This is a genomic window from Pedobacter jaeyakensis (genome assembly GCF_054461315.1).
Genome location: NZ_CM136921.1, coordinates 4,033,974 through 4,059,253, shown reverse-complemented (window position 1 = coordinate 4,059,253; position 25,280 = coordinate 4,033,974). Strand labels below are relative to the sequence as shown.

Annotated in this window: 23 protein-coding genes; 17 read left to right on the top strand and 6 right to left on the bottom strand. The window is 39.9% G+C overall.

Annotated features, from left to right (window positions below):
- Positions 1–16 precede the first annotated feature (16 nt).
- Positions 17–2,032 (bottom strand): PAS domain S-box protein, encoded by a 2,016-nt coding sequence (locus tag ACXZ1K_RS17990; protein ID WP_458971067.1) that lies wholly within the window; start codon positions 2,030–2,032, stop codon positions 17–19.
- 352 nt (positions 2,033–2,384) lie between these two features.
- On the opposite strand from ACXZ1K_RS17990, the gene ACXZ1K_RS17985 reads away from it, so the two are divergent.
- Positions 2,385–3,056 (top strand): DUF6266 family protein, encoded by a 672-nt coding sequence (locus ACXZ1K_RS17985; RefSeq protein WP_458971066.1) that lies wholly within the window; start codon positions 2,385–2,387, stop codon positions 3,054–3,056.
- A gap of 218 nt (positions 3,057–3,274) precedes the next feature.
- Here the strand turns inward: ACXZ1K_RS17985 and ACXZ1K_RS17980 are convergent, their stop codons facing one another.
- Positions 3,275–3,496 (bottom strand): VOC family protein, encoded by a 222-nt coding sequence (locus ACXZ1K_RS17980; RefSeq protein WP_458971065.1) that lies wholly within the window; start codon positions 3,494–3,496, stop codon positions 3,275–3,277.
- 81 nt (positions 3,497–3,577) lie between these two features.
- Between ACXZ1K_RS17980 and ACXZ1K_RS17975 the strand changes: the two genes are divergently transcribed.
- The gene (locus tag ACXZ1K_RS17975) at positions 3,578–4,012 is read left to right on the top strand and encodes a GNAT family N-acetyltransferase (protein ID WP_458971064.1); all 435 of its coding nucleotides are present in this window, start codon (positions 3,578–3,580) and stop codon (positions 4,010–4,012) included.
- Positions 4,013–4,065: 53 nt separating this feature from the next.
- Positions 4,066–6,411 carry a beta-galactosidase gene (locus tag ACXZ1K_RS17970; RefSeq protein WP_458971063.1) on the top strand — a complete coding sequence of 782 codons (2,346 nt, stop codon included), beginning with the start codon at positions 4,066–4,068 and terminating at the stop codon, positions 6,409–6,411.
- 205 nt (positions 6,412–6,616) lie between these two features.
- Here the strand turns inward: ACXZ1K_RS17970 and ACXZ1K_RS17965 are convergent, their stop codons facing one another.
- Genes ACXZ1K_RS17965 through yihA form a run of 4 tightly spaced genes read right to left on the bottom strand, consistent with a single transcriptional unit; the run spans position 6,617 to position 11,810 of the window.
- Positions 6,617–8,530, bottom strand: coding sequence for an amino acid permease (locus tag ACXZ1K_RS17965; RefSeq protein WP_458971062.1), 1,914 nt, complete (start codon positions 8,528–8,530; stop codon positions 6,617–6,619).
- 55 nt (positions 8,531–8,585) lie between these two features.
- The gene (locus ACXZ1K_RS17960; RefSeq protein ID WP_458971061.1) at positions 8,586–10,301 is read right to left on the bottom strand and encodes a M3 family oligoendopeptidase; all 1,716 of its coding nucleotides are present in this window, start codon (positions 10,299–10,301) and stop codon (positions 8,586–8,588) included.
- Positions 10,302–10,304: 3 nt separating this feature from the next.
- Positions 10,305–11,171, bottom strand: a complete 867-nt coding sequence (locus ACXZ1K_RS17955; RefSeq protein WP_458971060.1) for a UbiA-like polyprenyltransferase — start codon at positions 11,169–11,171, stop codon at positions 10,305–10,307.
- Positions 11,172–11,180: 9 nt separating this feature from the next.
- Positions 11,181–11,810, bottom strand: a complete 630-nt coding sequence (gene yihA, locus ACXZ1K_RS17950) for a ribosome biogenesis GTP-binding protein YihA/YsxC (RefSeq protein ID WP_458971059.1) — start codon at positions 11,808–11,810, stop codon at positions 11,181–11,183.
- 52 nt (positions 11,811–11,862) lie between these two features.
- Between yihA and ubiE the strand changes: the two genes are divergently transcribed.
- The 14 genes from ubiE (at position 11,863) to ACXZ1K_RS17880 (ending at position 25,277) form a co-directional block, all read left to right on the top strand.
- Positions 11,863–12,594, top strand: coding sequence for a bifunctional demethylmenaquinone methyltransferase/2-methoxy-6-polyprenyl-1,4-benzoquinol methylase UbiE (ubiE, locus tag ACXZ1K_RS17945; protein ID WP_458971058.1), 732 nt, complete (start codon positions 11,863–11,865; stop codon positions 12,592–12,594).
- Positions 12,595–12,601: 7 nt separating this feature from the next.
- Complete coding sequence (gene porT / locus ACXZ1K_RS17940; RefSeq protein ID WP_458971057.1) at positions 12,602–13,327, top strand: type IX secretion/gliding motility protein PorT/SprT; 726 nt, start codon at positions 12,602–12,604, stop codon at positions 13,325–13,327.
- A 50-nt stretch (positions 13,328–13,377) separates the two neighbouring features.
- A complete protein-coding gene (locus ACXZ1K_RS17935) occupies positions 13,378–14,136 on the top strand; it encodes an SDR family NAD(P)-dependent oxidoreductase (protein WP_458971056.1) in 759 nt (252 codons plus the stop codon).
- A gap of 14 nt (positions 14,137–14,150) precedes the next feature.
- Complete coding sequence (locus ACXZ1K_RS17930) at positions 14,151–14,597, top strand: GatB/YqeY domain-containing protein (RefSeq protein ID WP_458971055.1); 447 nt, start codon at positions 14,151–14,153, stop codon at positions 14,595–14,597.
- A gap of 93 nt (positions 14,598–14,690) precedes the next feature.
- A complete protein-coding gene (locus tag ACXZ1K_RS17925) occupies positions 14,691–15,455 on the top strand; it encodes an alpha/beta fold hydrolase (protein WP_458971054.1) in 765 nt (254 codons plus the stop codon).
- Entirely contained in the window at positions 15,456–16,118 is a 663-nt protein-coding gene (locus ACXZ1K_RS17920; RefSeq protein ID WP_458971053.1) for a CBS domain-containing protein, read from the top strand.
- Positions 16,119–16,121: 3 nt separating this feature from the next.
- Positions 16,122–17,000 (top strand): NAD kinase, encoded by an 879-nt coding sequence (locus ACXZ1K_RS17915; protein ID WP_458971052.1) that lies wholly within the window; start codon positions 16,122–16,124, stop codon positions 16,998–17,000.
- A gap of 10 nt (positions 17,001–17,010) precedes the next feature.
- Positions 17,011–17,823 (top strand): type IX secretion system protein PorG, encoded by an 813-nt coding sequence (porG, locus tag ACXZ1K_RS17910; protein ID WP_458971051.1) that lies wholly within the window; start codon positions 17,011–17,013, stop codon positions 17,821–17,823.
- A gap of 18 nt (positions 17,824–17,841) precedes the next feature.
- Positions 17,842–18,582 carry an isoprenyl transferase gene (locus tag ACXZ1K_RS17905; RefSeq protein ID WP_458971050.1) on the top strand — a complete coding sequence of 247 codons (741 nt, stop codon included), beginning with the start codon at positions 17,842–17,844 and terminating at the stop codon, positions 18,580–18,582.
- A 63-nt stretch (positions 18,583–18,645) separates the two neighbouring features.
- The gene (bamA, locus tag ACXZ1K_RS17900) at positions 18,646–21,189 is read left to right on the top strand and encodes an outer membrane protein assembly factor BamA (protein ID WP_458971049.1); all 2,544 of its coding nucleotides are present in this window, start codon (positions 18,646–18,648) and stop codon (positions 21,187–21,189) included.
- A gap of 35 nt (positions 21,190–21,224) precedes the next feature.
- Positions 21,225–21,755 carry an OmpH/Skp family outer membrane protein gene (locus ACXZ1K_RS17895; protein ID WP_458971048.1) on the top strand — a complete coding sequence of 177 codons (531 nt, stop codon included), beginning with the start codon at positions 21,225–21,227 and terminating at the stop codon, positions 21,753–21,755.
- Positions 21,756–21,798: 43 nt separating this feature from the next.
- Entirely contained in the window at positions 21,799–22,368 is a 570-nt protein-coding gene (locus tag ACXZ1K_RS17890; protein ID WP_458971047.1) for an OmpH/Skp family outer membrane protein, read from the top strand.
- Between the two features lie 90 nt (positions 22,369–22,458).
- Entirely contained in the window at positions 22,459–23,283 is an 825-nt protein-coding gene (gene murI / locus ACXZ1K_RS17885) for a glutamate racemase (RefSeq protein WP_458971046.1), read from the top strand.
- Positions 23,284–23,375: 92 nt separating this feature from the next.
- The gene (locus ACXZ1K_RS17880) at positions 23,376–25,277 is read left to right on the top strand and encodes an amidophosphoribosyltransferase (protein WP_458971045.1); all 1,902 of its coding nucleotides are present in this window, start codon (positions 23,376–23,378) and stop codon (positions 25,275–25,277) included.
- Positions 25,278–25,280 lie beyond the last annotated feature (3 nt).

The window sequence follows — 25,280 nt, the reverse complement described above, 5'->3', positions numbered from 1 at the left end:
TTTCTTTGTCATAACACTATTTCCTTATAACAGGTAGAGCGAAACTAAAAGTTGATCCCTGGCCAAACTCACTTTGTGCCCATATTTTACCGTTATGCCTGTGAATGATCTCTGCACAAAGGTATAACCCTATTCCGAAGCCCGAAATAGAGAACATATGCTGCGCTTCAACACGATAATAGCGGTCAAATATTTTTGAAATGTCATCCGGTTTGATTCCCATACCCCGGTCGGTGACACTAAATTGTGCATTTCCATTTAAAGTTTCGCAAGCTACATTAATGGTGCTTCCGGCTGGAGAATATTTCACCGCATTGCTGATGAGGTTATGCATAACCTGGCCTATTTTATCGTGGTCGGCGTTTACAATTGTAGTTTCAACAGGCGCAAATATTATCTTATGAGAGGATATCGTAGCATCTGTTTCCTCTTGAGTTTCTCGAACAAGCAATGCGAGGTCAAATTCTGCCAGATCCATGTGTATTTTTCCGGATTCCAGTCTAGAAACATTTAAAAACCCGTTGATCATACCAGTCATTTTTGTAATCTGCGCATTTGCTTTCTCCAGAGAACTGTTTGTAAACTCATCGTCAAGCTTCCTAAGTTTGATCATGAGCATCTGTATATAACCCTTCATTGACGTGAGTGGCGTTTTCAGCTCGTGACTTACCATTCCAATGAAGTCATTTTTGCGAATTTCGTCCTGTTTTTTTTCTGTGATCTCATGTAACACGCCAGTAAAGTATTCTTTTCCATTGTTGCGTATGATCTCACCAATGCCCCTCACCCAACGGACTTTACCATCGTTATGCGCTATAATAGGGTACTCCATATCAAATCTGCTTCCATTACTAAAGGCCGATTCTACCATAGCGGCAGCTTGTTGACGATAATCTGGGTGTATTTGATCAATGGCCGCCTCATATGGAACATCTTCATCCGGTGCGAATCCAAAAAATTCCTTAAGCTTTGCCGAAGTCACAAAAATTCGGTCAGTCGCATTCATGTAAAAGGTGCCGAGTCCAGCGGCATTAACGGCTATCCGGAGTGCTGCTTCACCTTCCTCAATTTTATTTTGGGCATCTAGAAGTTGGTAATTAACCCGTTCCAATTCTTTATAACTAGCTGTTAATTCTTCATTGGATGCAGCTTGTTCTTCGTTTGTAGCTTCCATCTCCTCATTGATTGCCTGAAGCTCATCCGCACTTATTGAAATCCTTTCTTCCCATTGTTTTCGTTCCGTAATATCTCTGGTAGTGCCAGCTATTGCTTCCACTTCGCCCAGCTCATTAAATACGGGGGTAAAAATATAATCATAGTAGCGGGTACCTAATACGGCATGCGGGAATGACACTTCTCCTCGTATTGGTTTTCTTGTTGCTATGACCTGATCAATCTCACGCTCATGCATTTCAGCATGCCATGGCTCATATCCATTTTCCAGTAAACTTTTGCCTACTGCGTTATCCCAGTCCTTTCCCCACATGGTTAGCAAGGCTTTATTGGCATAGGTAAAACGGTAATTGAGGTCAAATACATACATTAAGTCGGGCGTGGTGGCGGTAACAGTTTCGTACAACCTTTTTTGCTGCTCTGATAGGTCTCTGGTTTTTTGTAGTGCTTCTTCAGCTAATTTCCGGTCGGTAATGTCACTTGCTGTGCCAAACCATTCCAGTATATGGCCTTCGTCATCTAAAACCGGGACTGCACGAGAAAAGGTCCAGCCAGTACTTCCGTCAAGTCGATTAACACGATGTTCCAGTTGAAACATTTTCTTTTCTCTAATGGCTTCCTGAATAGCCATCTCGACTTTTTCCATGTCCTCCGCATGCACATTTTTATGCTGCCAGTCTCCCGTTGGTTCATAGGCATCTGCTAAAAAACCTCTTCCGTCTAATTCACGCATGATCTTCCAATCTGCACTAATACTATAAATCACATCAGATGTGGCAGCCACCAATGCCCTCAATCGATGTTCATTTGCAACGATCAATTGTTCAGTTAAAATACGTTTGTCGGTTGGGTCGGTCATACCAGCAAATTAGCGTTTTTTAAGAAACAGGAAAGTTACGCGTTTGTTTTTTTTAAGCCATTTTCAATTATCAGGATATTTTTTGAAAAGACCTAGTAGGTTTCTTAGCACCATAAATCTCAGTAAGGGGATGTGTTTTAGCATTAGCCCCAGTTGCGCTGTGTTGTATATGTGCAATAGTATTCTACGGTTTTTATACGATATATGTACGGCTTTAGTACGGCTTTGGTTCGGCTAAACCCATATTAATGCCATTGAATAGACATTGTAATATCAAGCTAAATAAATTGAATACTACTGCACAATCCGAACACATTTAGTATCTTTGTGCTATTCATTTACAAATCATGTTATGGCAAGAATGAAGCATGGCCCATATGGACCAATTGAAGGAAGATTAGGTAATACTGTAGTATACATCAGGTTAGGGCAACCGGTGGTTAGGTCTTTACCACGTACTAAGAAAAGAAAGAAAAAGGGTACTGTAGCACAAGTTGCCGCCAGAGCCAGATTTGCAATCGTCACTGAATTTATTGGTAATATCAATTCATTTACTAATGCAGGATTTAAATTAAAAGCGCAATCACTAATTGGTAAAACTGCTCAGAATATGGCAATGTCTGCCAATTTAAAAGATGTAATTATAGGGGAGTATCCTGACTATCAGATTGACTATAGCAAAGTACTTGTAGCAGAAGGTGATTTGAGCTTGCCATCTACTCCGCAGGTGGAACTTATTGATCAAACTTTAAAGTTTACCTGGGACTTGGACCCTAACTCAAATTATGATGAAAGGACTAGTCAGCTAATGGCATTGGCCTATCTGCCTGCGCGCAAACAAGCATTTTATTTGCTAGGTAATGCTAGCCGTTATATCGGGGAGGGAAGTATGGAGATTGATATTTCGAGGGCTAATTCTCAAGGAGCAGTTAATGGGAACAGCATTGAAATCTATATGGCTTTTGTTTCTCAGGATAGAGAAAGGATATCCAATAGTATCTACCTTGGCAGCTTAGCGTTTTAAGTACTATTCTTATTTAAAGTTTGAGGATCAAGTCAAAATAGTAGATATGTTATGACTAATCTGTTCTTCAGATCTTCTATGTCTCTTGTGTCCTGCCATTATTTGTCCGACCAAACTGCCAGTTCATTTCCTGAGGGATCAATAAAATGGAATCTCCGTCCTCCCGGAAAAGAGAAAATCTCTTTTGAAATTTGACCGCCGGCTGTTGATATCTGCTCTTAAATTGCGGTAAGATCGTTGTGATAAAGGATAACCAATGCGCCATTTAAGATTGGATCTTCACTTTTAAAGAAACCTCCATCTATTCCGGCGTTAGAAAAAGCAATGTAATCCGGTCCGTAGTCTTCAAACTTCCAGTTGAAAGCCTTTTGATAAAATTGCTTTGTTAATGAAATATCTTTAGCAGGGAATTCAATGTAGTTGATATGATTGTTTTTCATATGCTCAATTTAGGAAATTTCTAATCATGTGTCGTTCATTTTTATCATATTTATAAGTTACTTAAGTAAAGCGGTTGCAGGATGACACCATCATTAAACATTAGAATTGCCCAGAAAGAAGATTGTCCGGCAATAGGCTTACTATTGGACCAGTTGGGATATCCAACGGAACCAGCATTCCTAACTCAAAAGATTATGCAATTAGTTGATGACCCAAACCATTCGTTGATAGTGTATGATGATGGTGGAGTAAAAGGCGTAATTTCCATTCATTTTGTACCTCAAATTGCATTCGCTAACGATTATGCAATCATTAGTTACCTGACCGTAGATGAGTGGGTGAGAAGCAAAGGGATTGGACGGCAACTTGAAGAACATTGCGTTACTTTAGCTAAAGCCAGAAATTGCAACAAGATAGAATTGCATAGCAACATCCGCAGAGCTGATGCGCACCGGTTTTACGAGCGCCAGGGCTATGAGGAATCAAGAAAATGTTTTAGAAAGAAGTTGAACTAAGTACTTCACATTTGTATTTTCTATTTTTATTTTTAAGCCCATACAACTCCAATATGATAAAGTTATTTAAGATAGTATTAATCCTGATGTTGAACTGTTGCCTTGTTATTCAACTATCTGCACAGCAGAAAGGCGGTGATTTCAAGGTAGGCAATAAGGAATTTTTGTTAAATGGAAAGCCCTATGTAATACGTGCTGCTGAGATGCATTATGCGCGTATCCCAAAGGAATATTGGGAACAGCGAATTCAGCTGTGTAAAGCAATGGGCATGAACACCATTTGTATCTATCTGTTTTGGAATTTCCATGAGCAGGAGCAGGATAATTTTGATTTTAAAGGAGAAAAGGATGTCGCTGCATTTGTGAAGCTGGTGCAAAAAAATGGCATGTACTGTATTGTGAGGCCTGGCCCATATGCTTGCGCAGAGTGGGATATGGGTGGTTTACCCTGGTGGTTGTTGAAGAAAAAGGACATCATGCTGCGGACTAAAGACGATGCTTTTTACATATCGCGTGCGCAAAAATTTCTTAATGCCGCAGGAAAAGAATTGGCGCCACTGCAAATACAAAATGGCGGTAATATCATCATGGTGCAGGTGGAAAATGAATATGCCACTTATGGTTCCGACCAAAAATACATGGAAATTATACGCAACAGTGTTCGGTCCGCTGGCTTTGATAAGGTACAACTGTTCCGCTGCGACTGGTCTTCAAATTTTAACAACTATAAATTGGATGGGGTTGCCACAACATTGAATTTTGGAGCAGGTTCTAATATCGATAATCAATTTAAAGAGTTCAGTAAAATTTATCCCACTAGTCCGCTGATGTGCAGCGAATACTGGACCGGTTGGTTTGACCATTGGGGCAGGCCGCACGAAACTCGTTCAATTGACAGCTTCATCGGCAGCTTGAAAGATATGATGGACCGTAAAATTTCCTTCAGTTTATATATGGCTCATGGGGGTACTTCTTTTGGACAGTGGGGCGGAGCCAATGCGGGGCCATACTCAGCCATGGTAACGTCATACGATTACAACGCGCCTATAGGAGAACAAGGAAATACTACGGACAAGTTTTTCGCAGTTCGTAATTTGCTTAAAAATTACCTTCAGGATGGCGAAACACTGGCTGAGATTCCTGCTGCAAAACCTGTCATTGCTATTCCTGCTTTTGAACTTAAGGAAGCTGCATCGCTGTTTGACAATCTGCCCGCAGCAAAACAAACTGAGAAAATACAGTCTATGGAGTTCTTTAATCAGGGTTGGGGAAGAATTTTATACCGACTGAAACTTCCTGAAGTAACCGATAAAACTAAATTGGTGATTACTGAAGTTCACGATTGGGCAACTGTTTTCATTAATGGAAAACCTATAGGTAAACTTGATCGCCGGCGTGGCGACAATACGATTGAGTTGCCCTCTGGTTCTTCAAATGCCAGACTTGACATCTTAGTTGAAGCCACCGGTAGGGTCAATTATGGTGAAGCAATTAATGACCGTAAAGGGATTACTGAGAAGGTAGAATTGGTTAATGGGGATGTTAAGCAAGAATTGAAAAATTGGCAGGTCTACAATTTTCCAGTTGATTATGCATTTCAAAAGAAAGCTAAATTTAAGTTGGGAACAACCACTGGTCCGGCTTGGTACCGGTCAACATTTAATTTGGTAAATACCGGCGATACCTATCTTGATGTGAGTACATGGGGCAAAGGGATGGTATGGATAAATGGAAATAACCTCGGTCGTTTCTGGAAAATCGGGCCTCAACAGACTTTGTTTGTACCCGGATCTTTTTTAAGAAAAGGTGCTAATGAAGTGATTATCTTGGATGTCGACCAGCCTTCTAAGAGGATAGTTGCAGGTTTAAGTACGCCAATAATAGATAAGATTAACCAAGACGAATCGCTGTTGCATCGAGCGAATGGCCAAACTCTACAATTGAAAGATGAGCAACCGGTGGGTAAAGGCTTTTTCGCTTCCGGTGCTGGCTGGAAAGCTTTCACTTTTAATAATGCAGAGAAAGGAAGATATTTCTGTTTTGAAGCTTTGGGTGGTCAATCTGATCAGGACCTGGTTGCTTCAATTGCTGAGCTTGAATTAACTGGCGCGGACGGCAAGCCGATATCAACATTGAAATGGAAGATCGTTTATGCCGACAGTGAAGAGATAACCAGTGCCAATCATGCAGCAGACAAGTTGTTTGACCTGCAGGAATCTACATTTTGGCAAAGTCAGACAATTGGCGGTAAGCCAGGATACCCACATCAGGTAGTGATTGATCTGGGTGAATCTACGGTATTAAAGGGCTTCCGTTATTTGCCGAGGTCAGATGGTAAAACAGAAGGTAATATTAAGAATTTCCAGGTTTTTGTGAAGCAACAGCCGTTTAAGTATTAGAAATCATGTAGTGAATACTGGTAGGATGTAAGTAAAAAATAAAAAGGCTCCGGGGAGGAGCCTTTATTGTAGGGTTTCCAACCAAACAATTTTAGGGATAAGTAGGAAGGGAAAATATTCAGTCTTTTCAATGAATATTCTTTATTAACGTCTAATGTAGAGAATTATTCTCATAATGTAGAATTTAAAGAAAAATTTTTCGGTTTTATTTAGTTAGGTTGAGTTTGCTGTGTTTAAATCCATATAAAAAGTACACTACCAGGCCAATTACTAGCCATATTCCAAATCCGATCCAGTTAGAGATTCCCAGTTCACACATCATGTAGAGACAACTGATTAATCCAAGAACAGGAATTAGGGAAAGGTTTTTTGTAACGCAGTAATAAGTGATGACTACACAGATGAGTAGAAAAATCCACATTGGTATCTTATGCTTGAAAAGGCTCAAGCCACTTTCATATTTTTTATCTGCAGAAACAGCCGAGCTAGCCATAAACTCTTCATATTGAGCAGTGGTCAGGCTATTTAAGTAGGCTTCCGCATCTGCACCCTTGACGTCTTTTTTAACTATCGAAAGTTCAGCATCGTCTAAGGAAGTTAAAAATGGTACAGGTTCGTAAACTTTAGGCGTATTCAAAAGAAAGGAGGTAGACTCTTTTTTATACACTGTAAACGCGATTGCTACCGCCCCTGCAAGTAAAACAGGGATGATGTATTTGGAGTTTGCATAGGGGATTTTAAATTTGCCCCTCTGGATATCAGGCTTATTTTGCAGAACAAGGACACCCGCACATACCAATACAAAGGCAAACAAAGTTCCGATAGAGCACAAATCAGTTACGATAGTTAGGTTCATGAAAAGGGAAGGTACTGCTACAACAAAACCCACCACTATCGTTGCAAAAGATGGGGTCTGATATTTTGGATGTATTCTTGAAAATGCTTTCGGCAACAAGCCGTCTCTGCTCATGCTCATCCAGATACGTGGCTGCCCCATTTGAAATACCAACAATACACTAGCCATTGCAAAGACTGCACTCACGGCAATAATGCCACTCATCAATTTAAGATCGATCTGGTCAAATACAAATGCCAAAGGATCTCCAACGGCCAGTAATTTATAATTTACAATTCCGGTTAAAACTAACGCGATGGCTACATAGAGTATGGTGCAAATGATAATTGCCCACATCATTCCCCTTGGAAGGTCTCGCTGTGGATTTTTGCATTCCTCCGCCGTGGTTGAAATTGCGTCAAAACCAATATAAGCGAAGAAAACGGCAGAAACCCCCTTTAAAACTCCAGACACACCATTTGGTGCAAAAGGATTCCAATTAGAAGTGTCCACATAAAAAACCCCTACTGAAAGGACTAGCAATATTACTGCGAGTTTTACGATGACCATGGCGTTACTGGCATTTCTGGATTCTTTCATTCCCCGGTAAACCAACCAGGTAATGAAAATAATAATGCCAAGGGCTGGAAGGTCTGCCACAAGATGGAAACTGCCAATTTTTGGCGCAGTATTCCATGCGTTGTCTGCTATTCTGATCCCATCTTCCAGGTCGCTAAAGCTTTTACCAGCGTTTAATAACGCTTCTGCGTGTTTGTGGCCATTGAACGCGGAAAGGTAATCCATCGTCATCCAATCTGGAAGATTTATTCCATCGATTCCAAACGCGGGTATTTTAATGGAGGAGAGGAGTCCGGTAAAATAATCTGACCAGGATATGGCCACAGTGATGTTACCGATGGCGTATTCCATGATGAGCGACCAGCCTATGATCCAGGCAACCAGTTCTCCAAATGCTACATAAGAATAGGTGTAGGCACTGCCGGATACCGGTACCATTGAGGCAAACTCTGCATATGCAAATGCTGCGAAGCTACAAGCTACTGCAGTGAAAATGAAAAGGAAAATAACAGCCGGGCCACCATCTGCACTGGCTTTACCAATCGTGCTAAAAATACCAGCACCAATAATTGCTGCAATTCCAAAAGCGGTAAGATCTCTTACCCCAAGTGTTTTATGCAGAGATGTTCCATGTTCACCGTATCCTTTTTCCGCATCTGCCAGGATTTTGGTTATGGATTTCTTTCTAAATAGTTTTTCAAACATAGAAAATCAATTAAGTTTGGTTGGATAATCCAAACTTATGGAAATAGTATTGAATTTAGCCTAGTTTCTGCAATTCATCTTTGACAAAAGCCGCCAATTCTTCAATATAACCTACGCTGAAGTCGAATTTAATGCCTGCAGTTTTGTAAATCTCATTAATTGGTTTGCTATAGCCCAATGAAAGTGCCTCAAGGTATTGTTCTAAAGCCTTTTCAGGATTTTCTTTGTAATTTTTCCAGATAGCGATTGCACCAAGCTGAGCTATTGCATATTCGATATAATAGAAAGGAACTTCAAAAAGGTGCAATTGTTTTTGCCAAACGTTTCCAAATTCTTGTTCTAATCCATCCCAGTTTGCAAACCCATGGCCAAAGCGCGTGTAGATTTGTTTGAACGCATCTTCTCTGTCGGCCGCATTATGACCAGGATTGGTATAGATCCAATGCTGGAACTGATCAATCACCGCAACCCAGGGTAATGTTTTTAGAACATCAGCCAACTGTTCTTTTTTGGCACGCAACAGGTCCTCTTCATTTTCAAAATAGATATCCCAGTAGTCCATAGAGATGAGTTCCATACTCATAGAAGCGAGTTCAGCTACTTCTGCGGGACAGTGCTTGAAGTCATTAAGCTCGAGGTTAGCGGTAAGGAAAGTATGTACTGCATGTCCACCTTCGTGAACCATAGTAGTCAGATCTCTTAAAGAATTTGCCGAGTTCATAAAAATAAATGGTGCGCCGGTCTCCGCCAACGGATAGTTGTAGCCACCGGGTGCTTTGCCTTTTCTGCTTTCCACATCAAACAGGTTGTTGTGCTTCATAATGGCCAGAAGCTGACCAAGTTTTGGATTTATGGCATTGAAACAGGAAATGCTTTTGTCAATTAACTCAACTCCATTTTTAAATGGTTTGAGTGCAGGTTTACCTGAAGTGCTGACTTCCAGATCCCAGGGTTTCAGTTCCTCAAGTCCAAGCAGTTCTGCACGTTTTTCAGCCTGCTCCCTAAGTACTGGTACGATTTCTTTCTCAATAGCTTCGTGAAAATGATAGCAATCTTTAGGTGTATAATCGAATCTTCCCAGTGCCTGGAACATGTAGTCACGATAGTTTTCAAAGCCTGCATTTAGCGCAACCTGATGCCGCATTGTAATGAGTTCATCAAAAAGGATGTTCAATTCATCTTTGTCTACCAGTCTGCGTTGTTGGATGGTTTCCCATGCATGATGACGAACCGCTCTGCTGGTATCTTTTACGAAATTTGCGGCTTGCTCTAAGGTGTACTCCTGCTCATTGATGACCACACTCATTGAACCTGTAATTGACTGGTACCGTTGTTGGGTAACCTGAAGTTTGGTGAGTAGCTCGACATTTTCTTCTCGGTAAAGTTCTATGGCTTTTCGTACAGCTCTGATGAATACAAAATATTTATCATGATCAAGCTCGTCAATAAAAGGACTGTCGTTAAATTTCTGATTCAACTTGTTGGACAGTGGCGATAATTTTGGATCAATCTCTGTAGCGAAGTATTGGAAATCTTGAACGAGCGCTTCGTTTGTAGTGTCGCAGCTCATTTTGATATACCTCCAGGCAAAATCTTCTTCTAAAGCAGCTTCCAACTCACTTTTGTCTCTTAGCCATTGTTCTAACTCATGAACATTTGCAATGGATCTGTCCATTAATTCCTCCAGAATTGGTTCCAGTTTTTCCCATTTGATTTCCAGTTCCTGTGGAATATAGTTTCTTTTCTTTTTAGGTATTGTAAGGTCGATCATGATCTAGAAGTTAAAGTTGTTCCTCATTAGTGCATCTAATAAAAAACAGATGGCGAATACAACGGAGGCATAGCCATTTGTGGTAGCAAAAGCTTTATTGACTTTGCTGATGTCATTTGGTTTTACCAGTAAATGCTGGTATATAAGCATGACGCAGAAAAAAGTAACGCCTATATAGTAGATAAAACTGAAACTGGTAAATAAGATGGGCAGGATGACACATAGGGCTGCCCCGACATGTAATACTACAGATAGCATTAAGGCGTTTCTTCTTCCCAAGGCAACTGGGATGGAATGAAGCTGTTCCTGTTTGTCGAAATCTTCATCTTGCAGGGCATAAATAATATCAAAGCCACTTACCCAAAAGAGTACGGCGAATGAATAGAGCACAGGAACAACATTAAACGCGCCTGTAACTGCGATGTATGCGCCAATAGGTGCTAATGATAGACCTAGGCCCAGCACCAGATGGCATAAAGCTGTGAACCTTTTTGTATAGCTGTAAAATAATACCACAAAAAGTGCAACAGGAGAAAGATAGAAACAAAGAGCATTGATGAAGAAGGTTGTTCCTACGAACAGTACACAATTGATGATTACAAAGAGCAGCGCCGACTTTGCTGTTACTTTTCCAGCCGGAATATCTCTCATCTGTGTGCGCGGATTCTTTGCGTCGATATTTCTATCAAGATAGCGGTTAAATGCCATTGCGGAGTTTCTGGCGAAAACCATACAAAGTATGACCAGCAGGAGCAGCATCCAGTTAAATGGATTATCTGTAGTGGTGACGCCCAGAAAAAAGCCGATCATTGCAAATGGCAGGGCAAAAACAGAATGTGCAAACAGTACAAGTGAAAAGTACTTTTTCATATGTTGAGTTTAATAGTCTTCTTTAGGAGTTAGAATCGGCATTGCGAAATCAAGATTCACTTTAGTGATGAATTCCAATACTTCATCTTTACCCGTGCTTTTTTCTGCTGATGTGATAAAATAGGGTGGGATTTCTTCAAACCAACCACCAAGCGCCTTTTTGAAAGCAGCTACGCTTTGGTTTGTCTTAACTGTAGATTGCTTATCGGCTTTTGTAAATACGAGGGCAAAAGGAATCTGGATTTCTCCCATCCAGCAGCAAAATTCCAGATCTATCTTTTGAGGTTCTAAGCGACTGTCTATCAAAACAAATACACATTGAAGACTTTCCCTTTTTGTAATGTAGTTCCGGATGAATTTTTCCCACTTTTCACGACTGTTTTTGGATACTTTAGCATAACCGTATCCAGGAAGATCGACAATATACCATTTTTCGTTGATCAAAAAATGGTTAATCAGTTGAGTCTTACCAGGTCGCTGAGACGTTTTGGCAAGCCCGTGCTGATTAACCAGCATGTTGATTAGTGACGACTTACCTACGTTTGACCGGCCAATAAATGCATATTCGGGCATGTTGGCAACGGGCAGCGCAGAAACCTTTGTATTGCTACAAATAAATGTTGCTGATTTTATAATCATTTGACAAAGGTAGAAAATTAAGTTTCAACAATACTTATCTTTGAGGCACACTATGAACGAAAACATTACTCCATACCATTCTCCAACCGCGACAAAAAAAGAGCAGGTAGCCGACATGTTCAATAACATCTCTGGAACATATGATTTTTTAAATCATTTCATGTCAATGGGAATAGACATCATATGGCGTAAAAAGGCGATAGGAGAGCTGAAGGCAATTAAGCCAAAGATTATTCTGGATGTGGCAACCGGAACGGGCGACTTTGCATTCGAAGCCATAAAGATTTTAAACCCTGAGCAAATAATAGGGGTAGACATTTCTGAAGGTATGCTTGGCATCGCCAGCAAAAAAATTATAGAAAGAAATCTGTCGCAGGTATTCTCGGTTCAGAAAGGTGATTCTGAAGGTTTGCAATTTGGTAATGATCATTTTGACGCAATCACTGTTGCATTTGGGGTCAGGAATTATGAGAATCTGGAGAAAGGGTTGTCTGATATGTACCGGGTGCTAAAACCAGGGGGTAAAATGGTAATCCTGGAATTCTCGAAGCCGAGAAATTTTCCGGTTAAGCAAGGGTATAATTTTTATTTCAAATATATTACGCCAATGCTCGGTAAACTGTTCTCCAAGGATGGTAGAGCTTACGAATACCTTCCGGAATCTGTCGCGGCTTTTCCTGACGGTAAAGATTTCATAGCCATTATGGAGAAAGTTGGTTTTAAGAATGCCAGGGACAGGCGGCTAACTTTTGGAATTAGCGCCATTTATACCGGAATTAAGTAAGATATACATGAGATTAAAGCTGCTAGGAGTCTGTTTATTGTTTAGTATTACTGCCAGTGCCCAAAACTGGGGCGGCGGTGTTGACGATGAGCCGCTGCACTATGGTTTTACATTTCAATACATTTCTTCAGAATTTAAAATCCTAAAAAAGGTGAACTGGCAGGATCCCTATGTTGATCCGGATGGACAAGTGCCAAATACTTCGGCATTGACATCCATCTCCTCAAAACCATCAGCCGGTTTTGGGATTGGCTTCGTTGTGAATAAGCGCTTAGCTGAAAATGCTGATGTAAGGTTTACTCCGGTGTTGGTATTTAACGATCGGTCTATTGATTATCAATATGCTAACGCATCGGACAATAACCTGAAAAAGATTCAAACTACCCTGGTAGAGTTTCCGCTAGGAATTAAGCTAAAATCTAACAGGAGAAATAATTTCCGGGCCTATGTTTTAGGTGGAGCAAAATATTCGGCAGATATTTCATCAAAAAAGAAAACCAATAATAGTTTAGTTACGGACCCGACAGAGAAGTTTGTGAATAATGCACGGAGCTTTATTTCTTATGAAGCAGGGTTTGGATTAGATCTTTATTTTGAATATTTTAAGATGTCTCCGGAGATTAAGTTATCCTATTCTGCGAATAACGTGCTGATTGATGAGCCCCATCGCTATGCAGTCCCGATTGACAAGTTAATGCTGCGTCACGTTACTTTCAGTTTATTTTTCGAGTAGCAGCTACGTTCAAAAAAATTATAGCTTTGTCTAACTATTCATAATTGACTATGGCAAAAATTGCTTTAATAACAGGTGCTACCTCAGGAATCGGCGCCGCTTGTGCACATACATTCGCTGCACAGGGTTATCATCTGGTACTAGTAGGAAGAAGAGAAGGTTTGCTTACAGAAATATCAAAACACCTGGAGGATAAATACGGCATCGAAGTCAAACATCTGGTTGCAGATCTGAGAGATCAGGAAGACCTTTCTTATAAATTAGAGACCTTAGCTGCGCAGTGGAAAAAAGTAGCCGTTTTAATCAATAACGCAGGCCTTAGTCAGGGTTTGGATCCTATTGATAAGGGCAGCATCCAGGATTGGGATACCATGATAGATACCAATGTGAAGGGCTTGTTGTATACCACAAAGATTGTATCTAACTGGATGATTAAAGAGAAAACAGGTCACATTATCAATATAGGGTCTATTGCCGGTCAGGAAGTGTATCCAAACGGTAACGTATATTGTGCGACCAAACATGCCGTAGATGCGTTGAACAAGGGGATGCGCATTGATTTGTTGCCCCATGGTATTAAGGTTACGGCAATTAATCCGGGCATGGTAGAAACCGAGTTTTCCAAGGTGCGGTTTAAAGGAGATGAGGGTAGGGCAAAAAAGGTGTATGATGGATTTGAACCCCTTGTAGCCAACGACATTGCAGAAGCGATCTGGTTTGTAGTGAGCAGACCGGCACATGTAAATATTAACGATATGCTGATTATGCCTACAGCACAGGCAGCAGCGACCATCATAAACAGAAACTAAATTATACGATTGACATGGTATCATCAACAATAGATCAGGAAATTAAACAAGCCATGCTGGCTAAAAACCAGTCCAGGTTAAGAGGTTTGCGGGCTATAAAAGCCGCATTATTACTAGCGAAAACTGAAAAGGGCACTTCGGAAGAGCTTACGGAAGAAGGAGAGTTAAAAATTTTACAGCGATTGGTGAAGCAGCGTAAGGAGTCTTCAGACATTTACAAGCAACAAGGCCGTGAAGATTTAAGCCTGATAGAAGAGGAAGAAATAGCCGTGATTGCAGGCTTTATGCCTAAACAGATGGACAGAGACGAGCTAACGCTGATTATTGCAGATTTGATTAAGCAATCTGGCGCAACATCTGCCAAAGAGATGGGAAAAGTGATGGGTTTGGCCAATAAAGAATTAGCTGGAAAGGCTGATGGAAAACTAATTGCCGAGTTGGTTAAAGCACAATTGGCATAAATTGTGTTTGCATACTGTATACACAAATATTGCTTTTTTTACATTAAATTAAATATAGTCTACTAACTTAGTAGCTGAACATACCAAAATCACATGAAATACGAAGTAATAGACGATAATGGGTTTAAATATATTGAAGCCGGAAAAGGTGAGACCCTGGTATTACTTCATGGATTAATGGGTGAACTGAGCAACTGGGAGGCTACAATCGATCATTTTAAAGATCGTTACCATATTCTTGTTCCGATACTGCCACTTTATGAGCTGCCCATCTTAACACTTGGTGTTAAAAGTTTATCAAAATATGTACACAAGTTTATTAAGTACAAAAAGCTTGGACAGGTGGTTTTGATTGGAAATTCATTAGGCGGACATGTTGGGTTGGTATTCACTGTTTCACATCAGGAGCATGTGAAAGCCTTGGTTTTGACAGGAAGTTCTGGCTTGTATGAGAATGCATTTGGTGGTTCTTTCCCGAGGAGAGAAAGTTACGATTATGTGCGCGAAAAGGTCGCGTTTACCTTTTATGATCCCGCCACAGCTACGAAAGAGCTGGTGGATGAGGTTTTTAAAACAATAAATGAGCGATCCAAAGTAATAAGGATTTTAGCCCTGGCTAAATCGGCCATCCGACACAATATGTCGAAGGAATTATCGAGGATTACGATACCGGTTTCTTTAATTTGGGGTAAACAGGATAAAGTGACCCCGCCAGAGGTTGCTGATGAGTTTCATCAGTTACTTCCCAATTCTGAATTGAACTGGGTTGATCTTTGCGGCCACGCACCGATGATGGAAAGACCTGAAGTTTTTAACGATTATCTTGACAAATTTTTAAATAGAATTTTATTGAAATAAATGTTTGCATCTGAACTCATATCCAATTCAATACCCCCGCTAAAGACATCTGATTCTGTTCAGAAGTCGTTGGAAAGGATGACTGAGTTCAAACTCTACCATTTGCCGATTGTAAACGAGACGCAGTTTTTGGGTTTGCTTGCAGAAGAAGACCTGATTGAGGTGAGAGATACCCAACAAGCCATCGGCGCTATTTCTTTGCCATTACACAATCCGTTTGTGTATGAGGATGCCCATGTGTATGATATTATCAGATTGTTTAACCAGTTAAACTTATCAGTGGTTCCAGTGCTTGACTACAAGAAGAACTACCTTGGACTGGTATCAATCAACAATATTCTGGAATATACGTCAGAAATCTACGCCGTTAAGGAACAAGGGGGAATCATTGTTTTAGAGATCGGTAACAGGAACAATTCACTGGCGCATATGGCACAGATCGTGGAAGCAGACAATGCCCAAATTCTATCATCATACGTACAATCTTTTCCGGATTCTACAAAACTTGAGGTTACACTTAAAATCAATAAAACAGAGCTTTCAAGTATTATTGCTTCCTTTGAACGTTATAATTACCAGGTAAAAGCAGTCTTCAACACAACGCTTTCTGACGATGGTACGGAGGACAGGTATAATTCATTTATGAATTATTTAAACGTATAATTAATGATTGCGATTTACGGCAGAGAATTTAACAATAGCGTACTACCTTTTGTACAGGAGGTTTTTACTGTACTTGAACAATACGACACTCCAATATTTGTTTATAAAAAATACCTGGACTTTATCATCGACAAGATTAAGCTCCCAGACCGAATCATTACTTTTCAGGACCACAAAGAATTACCAGGCAAGACAGCGGTGTTGATTAGTCTTGGGGGAGATGGTACGTTATTGGATACATTGGCGCTGGTTAGGGACTCGGGAATCCCGGTAATCGGGATCAACTTTGGCCGACTGGGTTTTCTTGCCAGTATCAATAAAGATGAAATAAAAACGGCGATTGAAGCAATCCATAATAAAGAATACAGTTTAGACAAACGTACTTTGCTGATTCTCAGCTCAAAGCAAGGGTTATTTGGCGATGAGAATTTTGCATTGAATGATGTAACCATACATAGAAGAGATAATTCTGCTATGATGATTATCCATGCTTATATGAATAATGAGTTTGTCAATTCCTATTGGGCTGATGGTTTGATTATTGCAACCCCTACGGGTTCTACAGCATATTCCTTAAGTTGTGGCGGTCCTATTATTTTCCCTAGTTCGCAAAACTTTGTGGTTACGCCCATAGCACCTCATAACCTGAATGTAAGGCCACTTATTATTCCAGACGATGTTTCCCTAACATTTGAAATTGAAGCCCGGAGTGCAAAATTTTTGGTTTCCTGCGATTCCAGAACAGAGACTGTTGACAGGTCAGTTAAAATAACTTTAAATAAAGCGTCCTTTCATGTAAATTTGATTCGTTTAAACGATGAAAGTTATCTGACTACCCTGAGGAACAAATTACTTTGGGGAATAGATACCCGAAATTACTGATATGCGATGTATGCTATTTTTTGCAGGAGTTTTTACGATGCTTACTTTTAAGTATACGAGTTCCGATGCGCAAAATTTGGAAATAGGTGTAGGCGCAGGAGGTGCTTCATATATCGGAGACTTAAACCAAACAAATTATTTTAAAGTTAGCGGACCATCAGCAGGTGCTTATCTTAAACTTAATTTAGATCCTTATTGGGCGCTCGGCCTGCATTATAACTACGGCAAGGTAAAAGCAGATGACCTGAAGAGTAGTAATGCCTATCAGCAAAACAGAGGACTCAACTTTAGCACATCTTTAAATGAACTGAGCCTGCAGGCTGATTTTAATTTCCTGGAGTATTTTGCTGGTGGGGGTACCAAGAATTTTACACCATATGTTTTTACAGGTATTGGGCTGGTTTTTTTTAGTCCTAAAGGAAATTATCAGATTGGAAGTTCTACAGAAATACAGGAATATAGGCTACGTTTTTATCAAACTGAGGGCCAGTCGAGTGCATATAGGAACTTTGCTTTGTCGGTACCCTATGGAATTGGCGCAAAGCTGAGGCTCAAAGAAAATTGGGGGTTATTTACACAGATAGGCTACAGGACTGCTTTTACGGACTATTTGGACGATGTTAGCGGCGTGTATGCAGATCCAAACGTTTGGCCTGCCGACGACAACAGGGCCATTAGAGAAAAACTTTCTAACCCTTCTTTAAATCCTGAATATGGACTTCCTGGAACCCAAAGGGGGGATTTTAGGAAAAGAGATTCATATATGTTTGTAGGTATTGGCATATCTTTTACCTTTGTGTCCCAAAAATGTTATACATTTTAGGCATATTTGCACATTATAATGGGATTCAAAGAACAAATTGACGTTACACGCCTTCCTGAACATATAGCGATTATCATGGATGGTAATGGGCGATGGGCGAAAAATCAAGGCAAATTCAGGCATTTTGGCCATGAGACTGGTGTTCTTTCTGTGAAGGATATCGTGGAAGGTTGTGCGGATATAGGAATTAAGTACTTAACGGTATACGCTTTCTCAACTGAAAATTGGAACCGGCCTATCGAAGAAGTGAATGCATTAATGGAACTATTGATTTCGACCATTAACCAGGAAACACCAACTTTGACCAAAAATAACATCCGGCTTAATGCCATAGGTGATATTGCTTCCTTACCACAGAAATGCATTGACGATTTAAAAAGTGCTATGGATAAAACAGCAAACAATACACGCTGTACCTTAACACTTGCCTTGAGTTATAGTGCAAAATGGGAAATTTTGAATGCCGCAAAGAAATTAGCACAACAGATTGAAGACAAGAAACTAGCCATAGCCGATATAAATGAAGAGAATTTTTCAAGAGAACTGACTACGGTTAATATGCCTGATCCTGAACTGATGATCCGTACCAGCGGAGAACATCGGGTGAGTAATTTTCTATTGTGGCAGATGGCTTATACCGAGCTTTATTTTACCGATACCTTATGGCCTGACTTCAGACAGGAGAACCTTTTTGAAGCTATTGTAGACTACCAAAAGCGTGAAAGACGCTTCGGTAAAATTAGTGAACAATTGAACTAATTTTAACTTTAACACTTTTTAACATGTGTTTAAATTAACTTAGCGTCGATTTTTAGATTGTAAATGAAAAGAATATATCAACTCATATTTATGCTTTTGATTGGTTTACCAACGATGGCACAAATTTCCCGTCCACAAACTCCTCCTGCCCAGCCAACCTTAAAGGTTAATGGTCTTGACCTAGATTATTTCAATCCAAAAGAGTATATTATTGGTGGAACTACGATTAGCGGTACCCAATTTATAGATAAAGATGTTATTGTTACGCTTTCTAAATTGATCAAGGGAGAGCGCATTACTTTGCCAGGCGAGGCCACTGCAAATGCGATTAAAGTATTATGGGGACAGGGCTTGTTTGACGACATCAAACTAGACATCAGTAAGATTGACGAAGACACTGTCTATTTTGATATTGCTGTAGTTGAACGTCCGCGTTTGAGTACGTTTGAGCTGAATGGTTTAAGTAAATCTCAGAAGACGGATATTCTTGAAAAGATAAACGAGAAAAAAGGTAAGGCAATCATCAACGACAACTTATACAATTCTACCACTGCAACAATCAAGAAATACTTACTGGGCAAAGGATTTTTCTTTACCTCAGTTGAATATAAAACTGTCCCAGATCCCAATCTTGAAAACGGTATGGTACTACAGGTATTTGTTGACAAGGGAGACAAGGTAAAGGTGCATGAAATCAACTTTACCGGGAATAAGGAATTCTCTTCAGCAAAATTGAGGAAGTTCCTTAAGAAGACTAAGCAACAGGCTTTTTATAAAGTTTTTGGTTCTGGTAAATTCAATAAGGAGAAGTATGATGAGGATAAAGTAAAACTTGTAGCAAAAATGCAAGAGAAAGGTTATCGTGATGCAACAATTCTCAAAGACAGTATTTACAAGTACAACGATAAGTCGATAGGGATTAAAATAGATCTGTATGAAGGGCCTAAATATTACTTTGGTAATATTACCTGGGCTGGCAATGCGAAGTATACCGATAAGGCTTTAGCTAGCATCTTAGGTATAGAGAAGGGTGAAGTTTTTAGCGAAGAGAAACTGGAAAAGAAACTTCGGGGAAGTCCATCAGGTGAGGATGTTTCAAGTTTATACTTGAACGACGGTTACCTGACTTTCAATGTTGAGCCTGTACAAACGAAAATTTACGGAGATACTGTTGAATTGGAAATGCGTATTGCCGAGGGTCCACAGTATACCAACAACCGTGTAACGATTAAAGGTAATACCATTACACATGACCGTGTTGCGATGCGTCAGGTTCGTACAAAGCCAGGAGAGAAGTTTTCTAAAGAGCTTTTGGTACGTACCATACGTGAGCTAGGTCAGCTAGGTTATTTTGATGAATCTAAAACTGTACCTGTTCCAAAACCGAATCCTGCTGATGGCACAGTTGATATTGAATATACAGTTGAAGAAAAGCCGTCTGACCAGATTGAACTTTCAGGTGGTTTTGGTGGTGGTAACATCATCGGAACTTTGGGTTTAACTTTCAATAACTTCTCTTTGAGAAATATTTTTAATGGTTCTGCATACAAGCCATTGCCAAAAGGAGACGGCCAGAAGTTAAGTTTAAGGGGTCAGACCAATGGTAAGTATTACCAATCGTATAGTTTCTCATTCTCTGAGCCTTGGCTAGGTGGGAAGAAGCCGATTAGTTTTGGGGTAAGTGCATTCACTTCTTCTCAATCTAACGGTGCCAATTCAGCAAGTACCAATTTTCAAAAGATTCGTTTGAATGGTGTTACGATTAGCCTGGGAAGGGTATTGAAATTTCCTGATAACTATTTCCAGCTTACGCACTCTATCAATGCTCAGCAATACATTTTGAATAACTACCCTGGATACTTGTTTAGTACAGGAACGTCATACAACTTTAACTTAACCCAGGAACTAAGCAGGGATTCGAGAAACAGTACGATTTTCCCTACAGATGGATCAATCTTCAGGTTTACTATTCAGGCTACGCCACCATATTCACTGATTAATAACTTGAACTATGCAACCGCTTCTGATAAGCAGCGTTATAAGTTCACGGAATACCATAAATGGAAATTTGAGTCTCAATGGTACCAAAGATTAGCTGGGAAGTTTGTGGTAAAAGCACAAGCACAATTCGGTTTCCTGGGATTATATAACCGTGCGGTAGGACAATCAGCATTTGAGCGTTTCAAACTTGGTGGTGATGGTATGCAAGGGTTTGACTTCTTACAAGGTTCTGAGTTGATTGCTATGCGTGGATATGCGAATAATACAGTTATCCCAGTAGGATCAGATCCAAATATCGCCCGTAACTCAGGTAGCCCGATCTTTAATAAATATGTAATGGAGTTGAGGTATCCTGTTATTGCAAGCCAGTCTGCTACAGCATTTGTGGTTGCATTTGCTGAAGGTGGTAATACATGGAATAAGTTTAGCGACTTTAATCCGTTTAATATCAGAAGATCTGTAGGTGTTGGTGCTAAGATTTACCTGCCAATATTTGGATTACTGGGTGTGGATTACGGATATGGATTTGACAAAATACCAGGGTTACCTGATGCAAACAAAGGCCAGTTCCACTTCAGTATAGCCCAACAGTTGGGAGGATTTTAATTGAGCATTTGTCACCTATCGAAAAAAATATAAATATGAAAAAGTACTTTTTAATTTGCTTCTTTCTACTTACCGGGTTTGCATCTTTTGCACAGAAGTTTGCGTATGTGGACACAGAATACATTTTGAAACATTTACCTGAGTATAAATCATCGTTAAGTCAGTTGAACGTACTTTCTGAGCAATGGCAAAAGCAGGTAGATAACAATTTTACGGAGATTGATAAAATGTATAAGGCTTACCAGGCAGATCAGGTATTGCTAACTGCAGACATGCGTAAAAGAAGGGAGAATGAGATCATTGAAAAAGAGAAAGATGCGAAGGATTTTCAACGCAGAATTTTCGGTCCGGATGGTGAGTTGTTTCAAAACAGAACCAAGCTTTTGAGTCCGATCCAGGAAAAGGTAAGTAAAGCCATCGCTGAAATTGCAAAGGCAAAGTTTTTTGATTTTATTTTTGATAAAAGCAGTGAATCAACTATGATGATTTACGCGAGTAGTAATTACGACGTGAGTAACGACGTAATTACCAGATTAGGTTACAAACCAGGAACTATTTTGAAATAACACATAAATAAGTAAATTATAACAATTTTTAAGAACAATAGAGATGAGAAAGTTAATGAACGCATTTTTTGTAGCAGCAGGATTACTGTTTACTGCCAACATTGCAAATGCACAACAAAAATTGGCACACCTGAATTCTGCGATGATTATTGAAGCGATGCCGGAATTTAAAGCTGGTCAAACTACATTAGAAGCACTTACTAAGACAAAGTCTGCCGAGATCGATAAAATGATCGGTGAGTACCAAACAAAGTACCAGGCTGCACAGGCAAAAGAGAAAACACTTAGCGAAGCGAACAAAGAGGTAGTTGGTAAGGAACTACAAACTGCGGGAGCTGAATTGCAAGATCTTCAAAAACGTATTGAAGATGCTAAAACCAAAGCACAGCAAGAGCTTGAAACTAAGAATGCAGAAGTTTTCAACCCAATTAGAGTTAAAGCTGATGCAGCGATCAAAGCGGTTTCAAAAGAAAAAGGTTATGCTTATGTATTTGATACAGCTAACCCTGCATTAGTTTATTTTGATGGTGGTGAAGACATCACAGCTTTAATTAAAACTAAACTGGGAATTTCTGCTACTGCAACTACACCTGCAGCTGCACCAAAAAAATAATATGAGACACCTTTCGGTGCCGAGGCGCGGTATTTGCTGTTAAATAATTAAATTGCGGGATTGAGTAATAAAACTCAATCCCGTTTTTTTATGATGAACAATCAGTCTATAGGTGTATTTGATTCGGGGTATGGTGGTTTAACTGTGTTCAAATCTATATCTGAAAAATTACCAGGTTACAATTATATCTATATGGGCGATAATGCCCGTTCGCCTTACGGCGACCATTCATTTGAAACCGTATATGAGTATACTTTAGAATGTGTGGAGTGGCTGTTTTCTCAAGGATGCCCATTGGTGATTTTGGCTTGTAATACCGCCTCTGCTAAAGCGCTACGTTCTATACAACAAAAGATTCTTCCTAATAAGTATCCCGACAACAGGGTGCTAGGCGTGATCAGGCCAACTGCTGAGGTGATTGGTAATTACAGCAAATCAAACGTGATAGGAGTGATGGGTACCCGCGGTACAGTGAATTCAGAATCCTACCTGATGGAAATTCGTAAATTTTTTCCAAATGTTGCTGTTCATCAGCAAAGTTGTCCAATGTGGGTTCCATTGGTTGAGAACAACGAGCATTTAAGCCCTGGCGCAGATTATTTTGTTAAAAAATATATTGATGAACTGCTTCAAAAAGATCAGGACATAGACACGATTTTATTGGCTTGCACCCACTATCCGTTGCTGGCATCTAAAATTGCACAGATTCTGCCAGAAAATGTGCAGCTGGTAGGGCAGGGGGAGATTGTAGCAGAGAGCCTTATGCTTTACCTGGATAACCATCCTGAAATGAAGGAAAGGCTTGGTGTAGAAGGTAAAAGACGGTTTTATACCTCTGGTGATCCGAAAATGTTTGATGAGCATGCCTCAGTTTTTTTCAATTCGGTAATTGAATCTGAGCAGATTGGTGTTTAAGATGTTTATGACTGAAATCTGAATTTAGATTGCATTTCTTTCTAGGTTCTCAAAGTTATTAACTCTAAATTTGCGGCTCAAATAACACACGAATGAGTGATTCGATAAAACATGAATGCGGGATAGCTTTTATCAGGCTTCTGAAACCCCTTTCGTATTACCAGGAAAAGTACGGTACTGCACTTTACGGACTCAATAAGCTTTATCTTTTAATGGAAAAACAGCATAATCGCGGCCAGGACGGTGCGGGTATTGCTACTATTAAATTGGATATGAAACCGGGGCACCGCTATATCAGCAGGTACAGGTCTATGGCTCAGAATGCCGTTGCAGACATCTTTGGATATGTACAAAATAAATTTGTAGGTATTCAGAACGAAACCCCGGAGCTGATGCAGGATGCCGAATGGCTTAAAGCGAATGTGAGTTTCATTGGAGAGGTCTTGTTGGGACACCTTAGGTATGGAACACATGGACAGAACAGCATTGAAAACTGTCACCCGTTTCTTCGTCAGAATAACTGGATGACCAGGAATTTGGTAATTGCGGGTAATTTTAACATGACCAATGTTGATGAGTTATTGGAACAATTGTACGAATTGGGTCAGCATCCGAAGGAACAAGCCGATACGGTAACAGTGTTAGAGAAAATAGGCCATTTTCTTGATGATGAAAACCAGACCTTATTTGATGAATACAAAAAAGAAGGCTTGGATAACGTAGAAATTACCCACAAGATATCTGATAATCTGGATATTGCAAAAATACTTAAACGATCTGCGAAGAATTGGGACGGTGGTTACGCCATTTCGGGGATAGTTGGAAATGGAGATGCGTTTGTATTGAGAGATCCTTCAGGGATCAGACCAGCTTTCTACTATCAGGATGATGAGATTGTGGTGGCGGCTTCAGAACGCCCGGCAATTCAAACTGCATTTAACATCCCATTCAGGGATGTTAAAGAAATACAGCCTGGTCATGCCTTGATTGTGAAAAAAGATGGAACAGTTAGCCAGGAAATATTTAGGGAGCCTGAGGAAAAAAGGGCTTGTTCATTTGAGCGCATCTATTTCTCCAGAGGTAGTGATGCAGAGATCTATCGTGAGCGTAAACATTTAGGTGCACTGCTATGTGATCAAATCTTGGACGCAGTAGATTCTGATTTGAAGAATACTGTATTTTCATTTATTCCTAATACTGCAGAAGTATCATTTTATGGAATGGTGGAAGGTATTCATAGTTACATTAGGAATGTTCAAAAAGATACCTTACTTCACCGTAAAGAAACCTTATCTGATGAGGAGCTTGATGAGTTGCTATCTATGAATCCAAGAGTAGAGAAGTTGGCAATTAAAGATGTTAAGCTGCGAACTTTCATTACCCAGGATGCTGACAGACAGGATATGGTAGCGCATGTTTATGACACCACCTATGGTGTAATAAAAAACCATACTGATACATTGGTGGCTGTTGATGATTCTATTGTACGTGGTACGACGCTTAAGCAAAGTATCATAAAGATAATTGACAGGCTGCATCCTAAGAAGATTATTATTGTTTCTTCTGCCCCTCAAATACGCTACCCGGATTGTTATGGTATTGACATGTCTAAAATGGGACAGTTTGTAGCATTTGAGGCAGCTATACAGCTTTTGAAAGCGAGAGGAATGGAGCATGTGATTGAAGAAGTTTATCAAAAATGTAAAGCTTCTTTGCTGTTGCCAAAAGAAGAGATTGTAAACCATGTTAAAGATATTTACAGACCGTTTAAACAACAGGAAATTTCAGACCAAATCACTAAGATCATCACTCCAGATAATATTAAAGCTGAAGTCAAGGTGATCTACCAGACTCTGGATAACTTACATGTCGCTTGCCCTAATCACAGTGGTGATTGGTATTTCTCAGGAAATTACCCTACACCAGGTGGTAATAAAGTGGTTAATAAAGCTTTTGTAAACTGGAAAGAAGGAAATAACCAAAGAGCTTATTAAGAA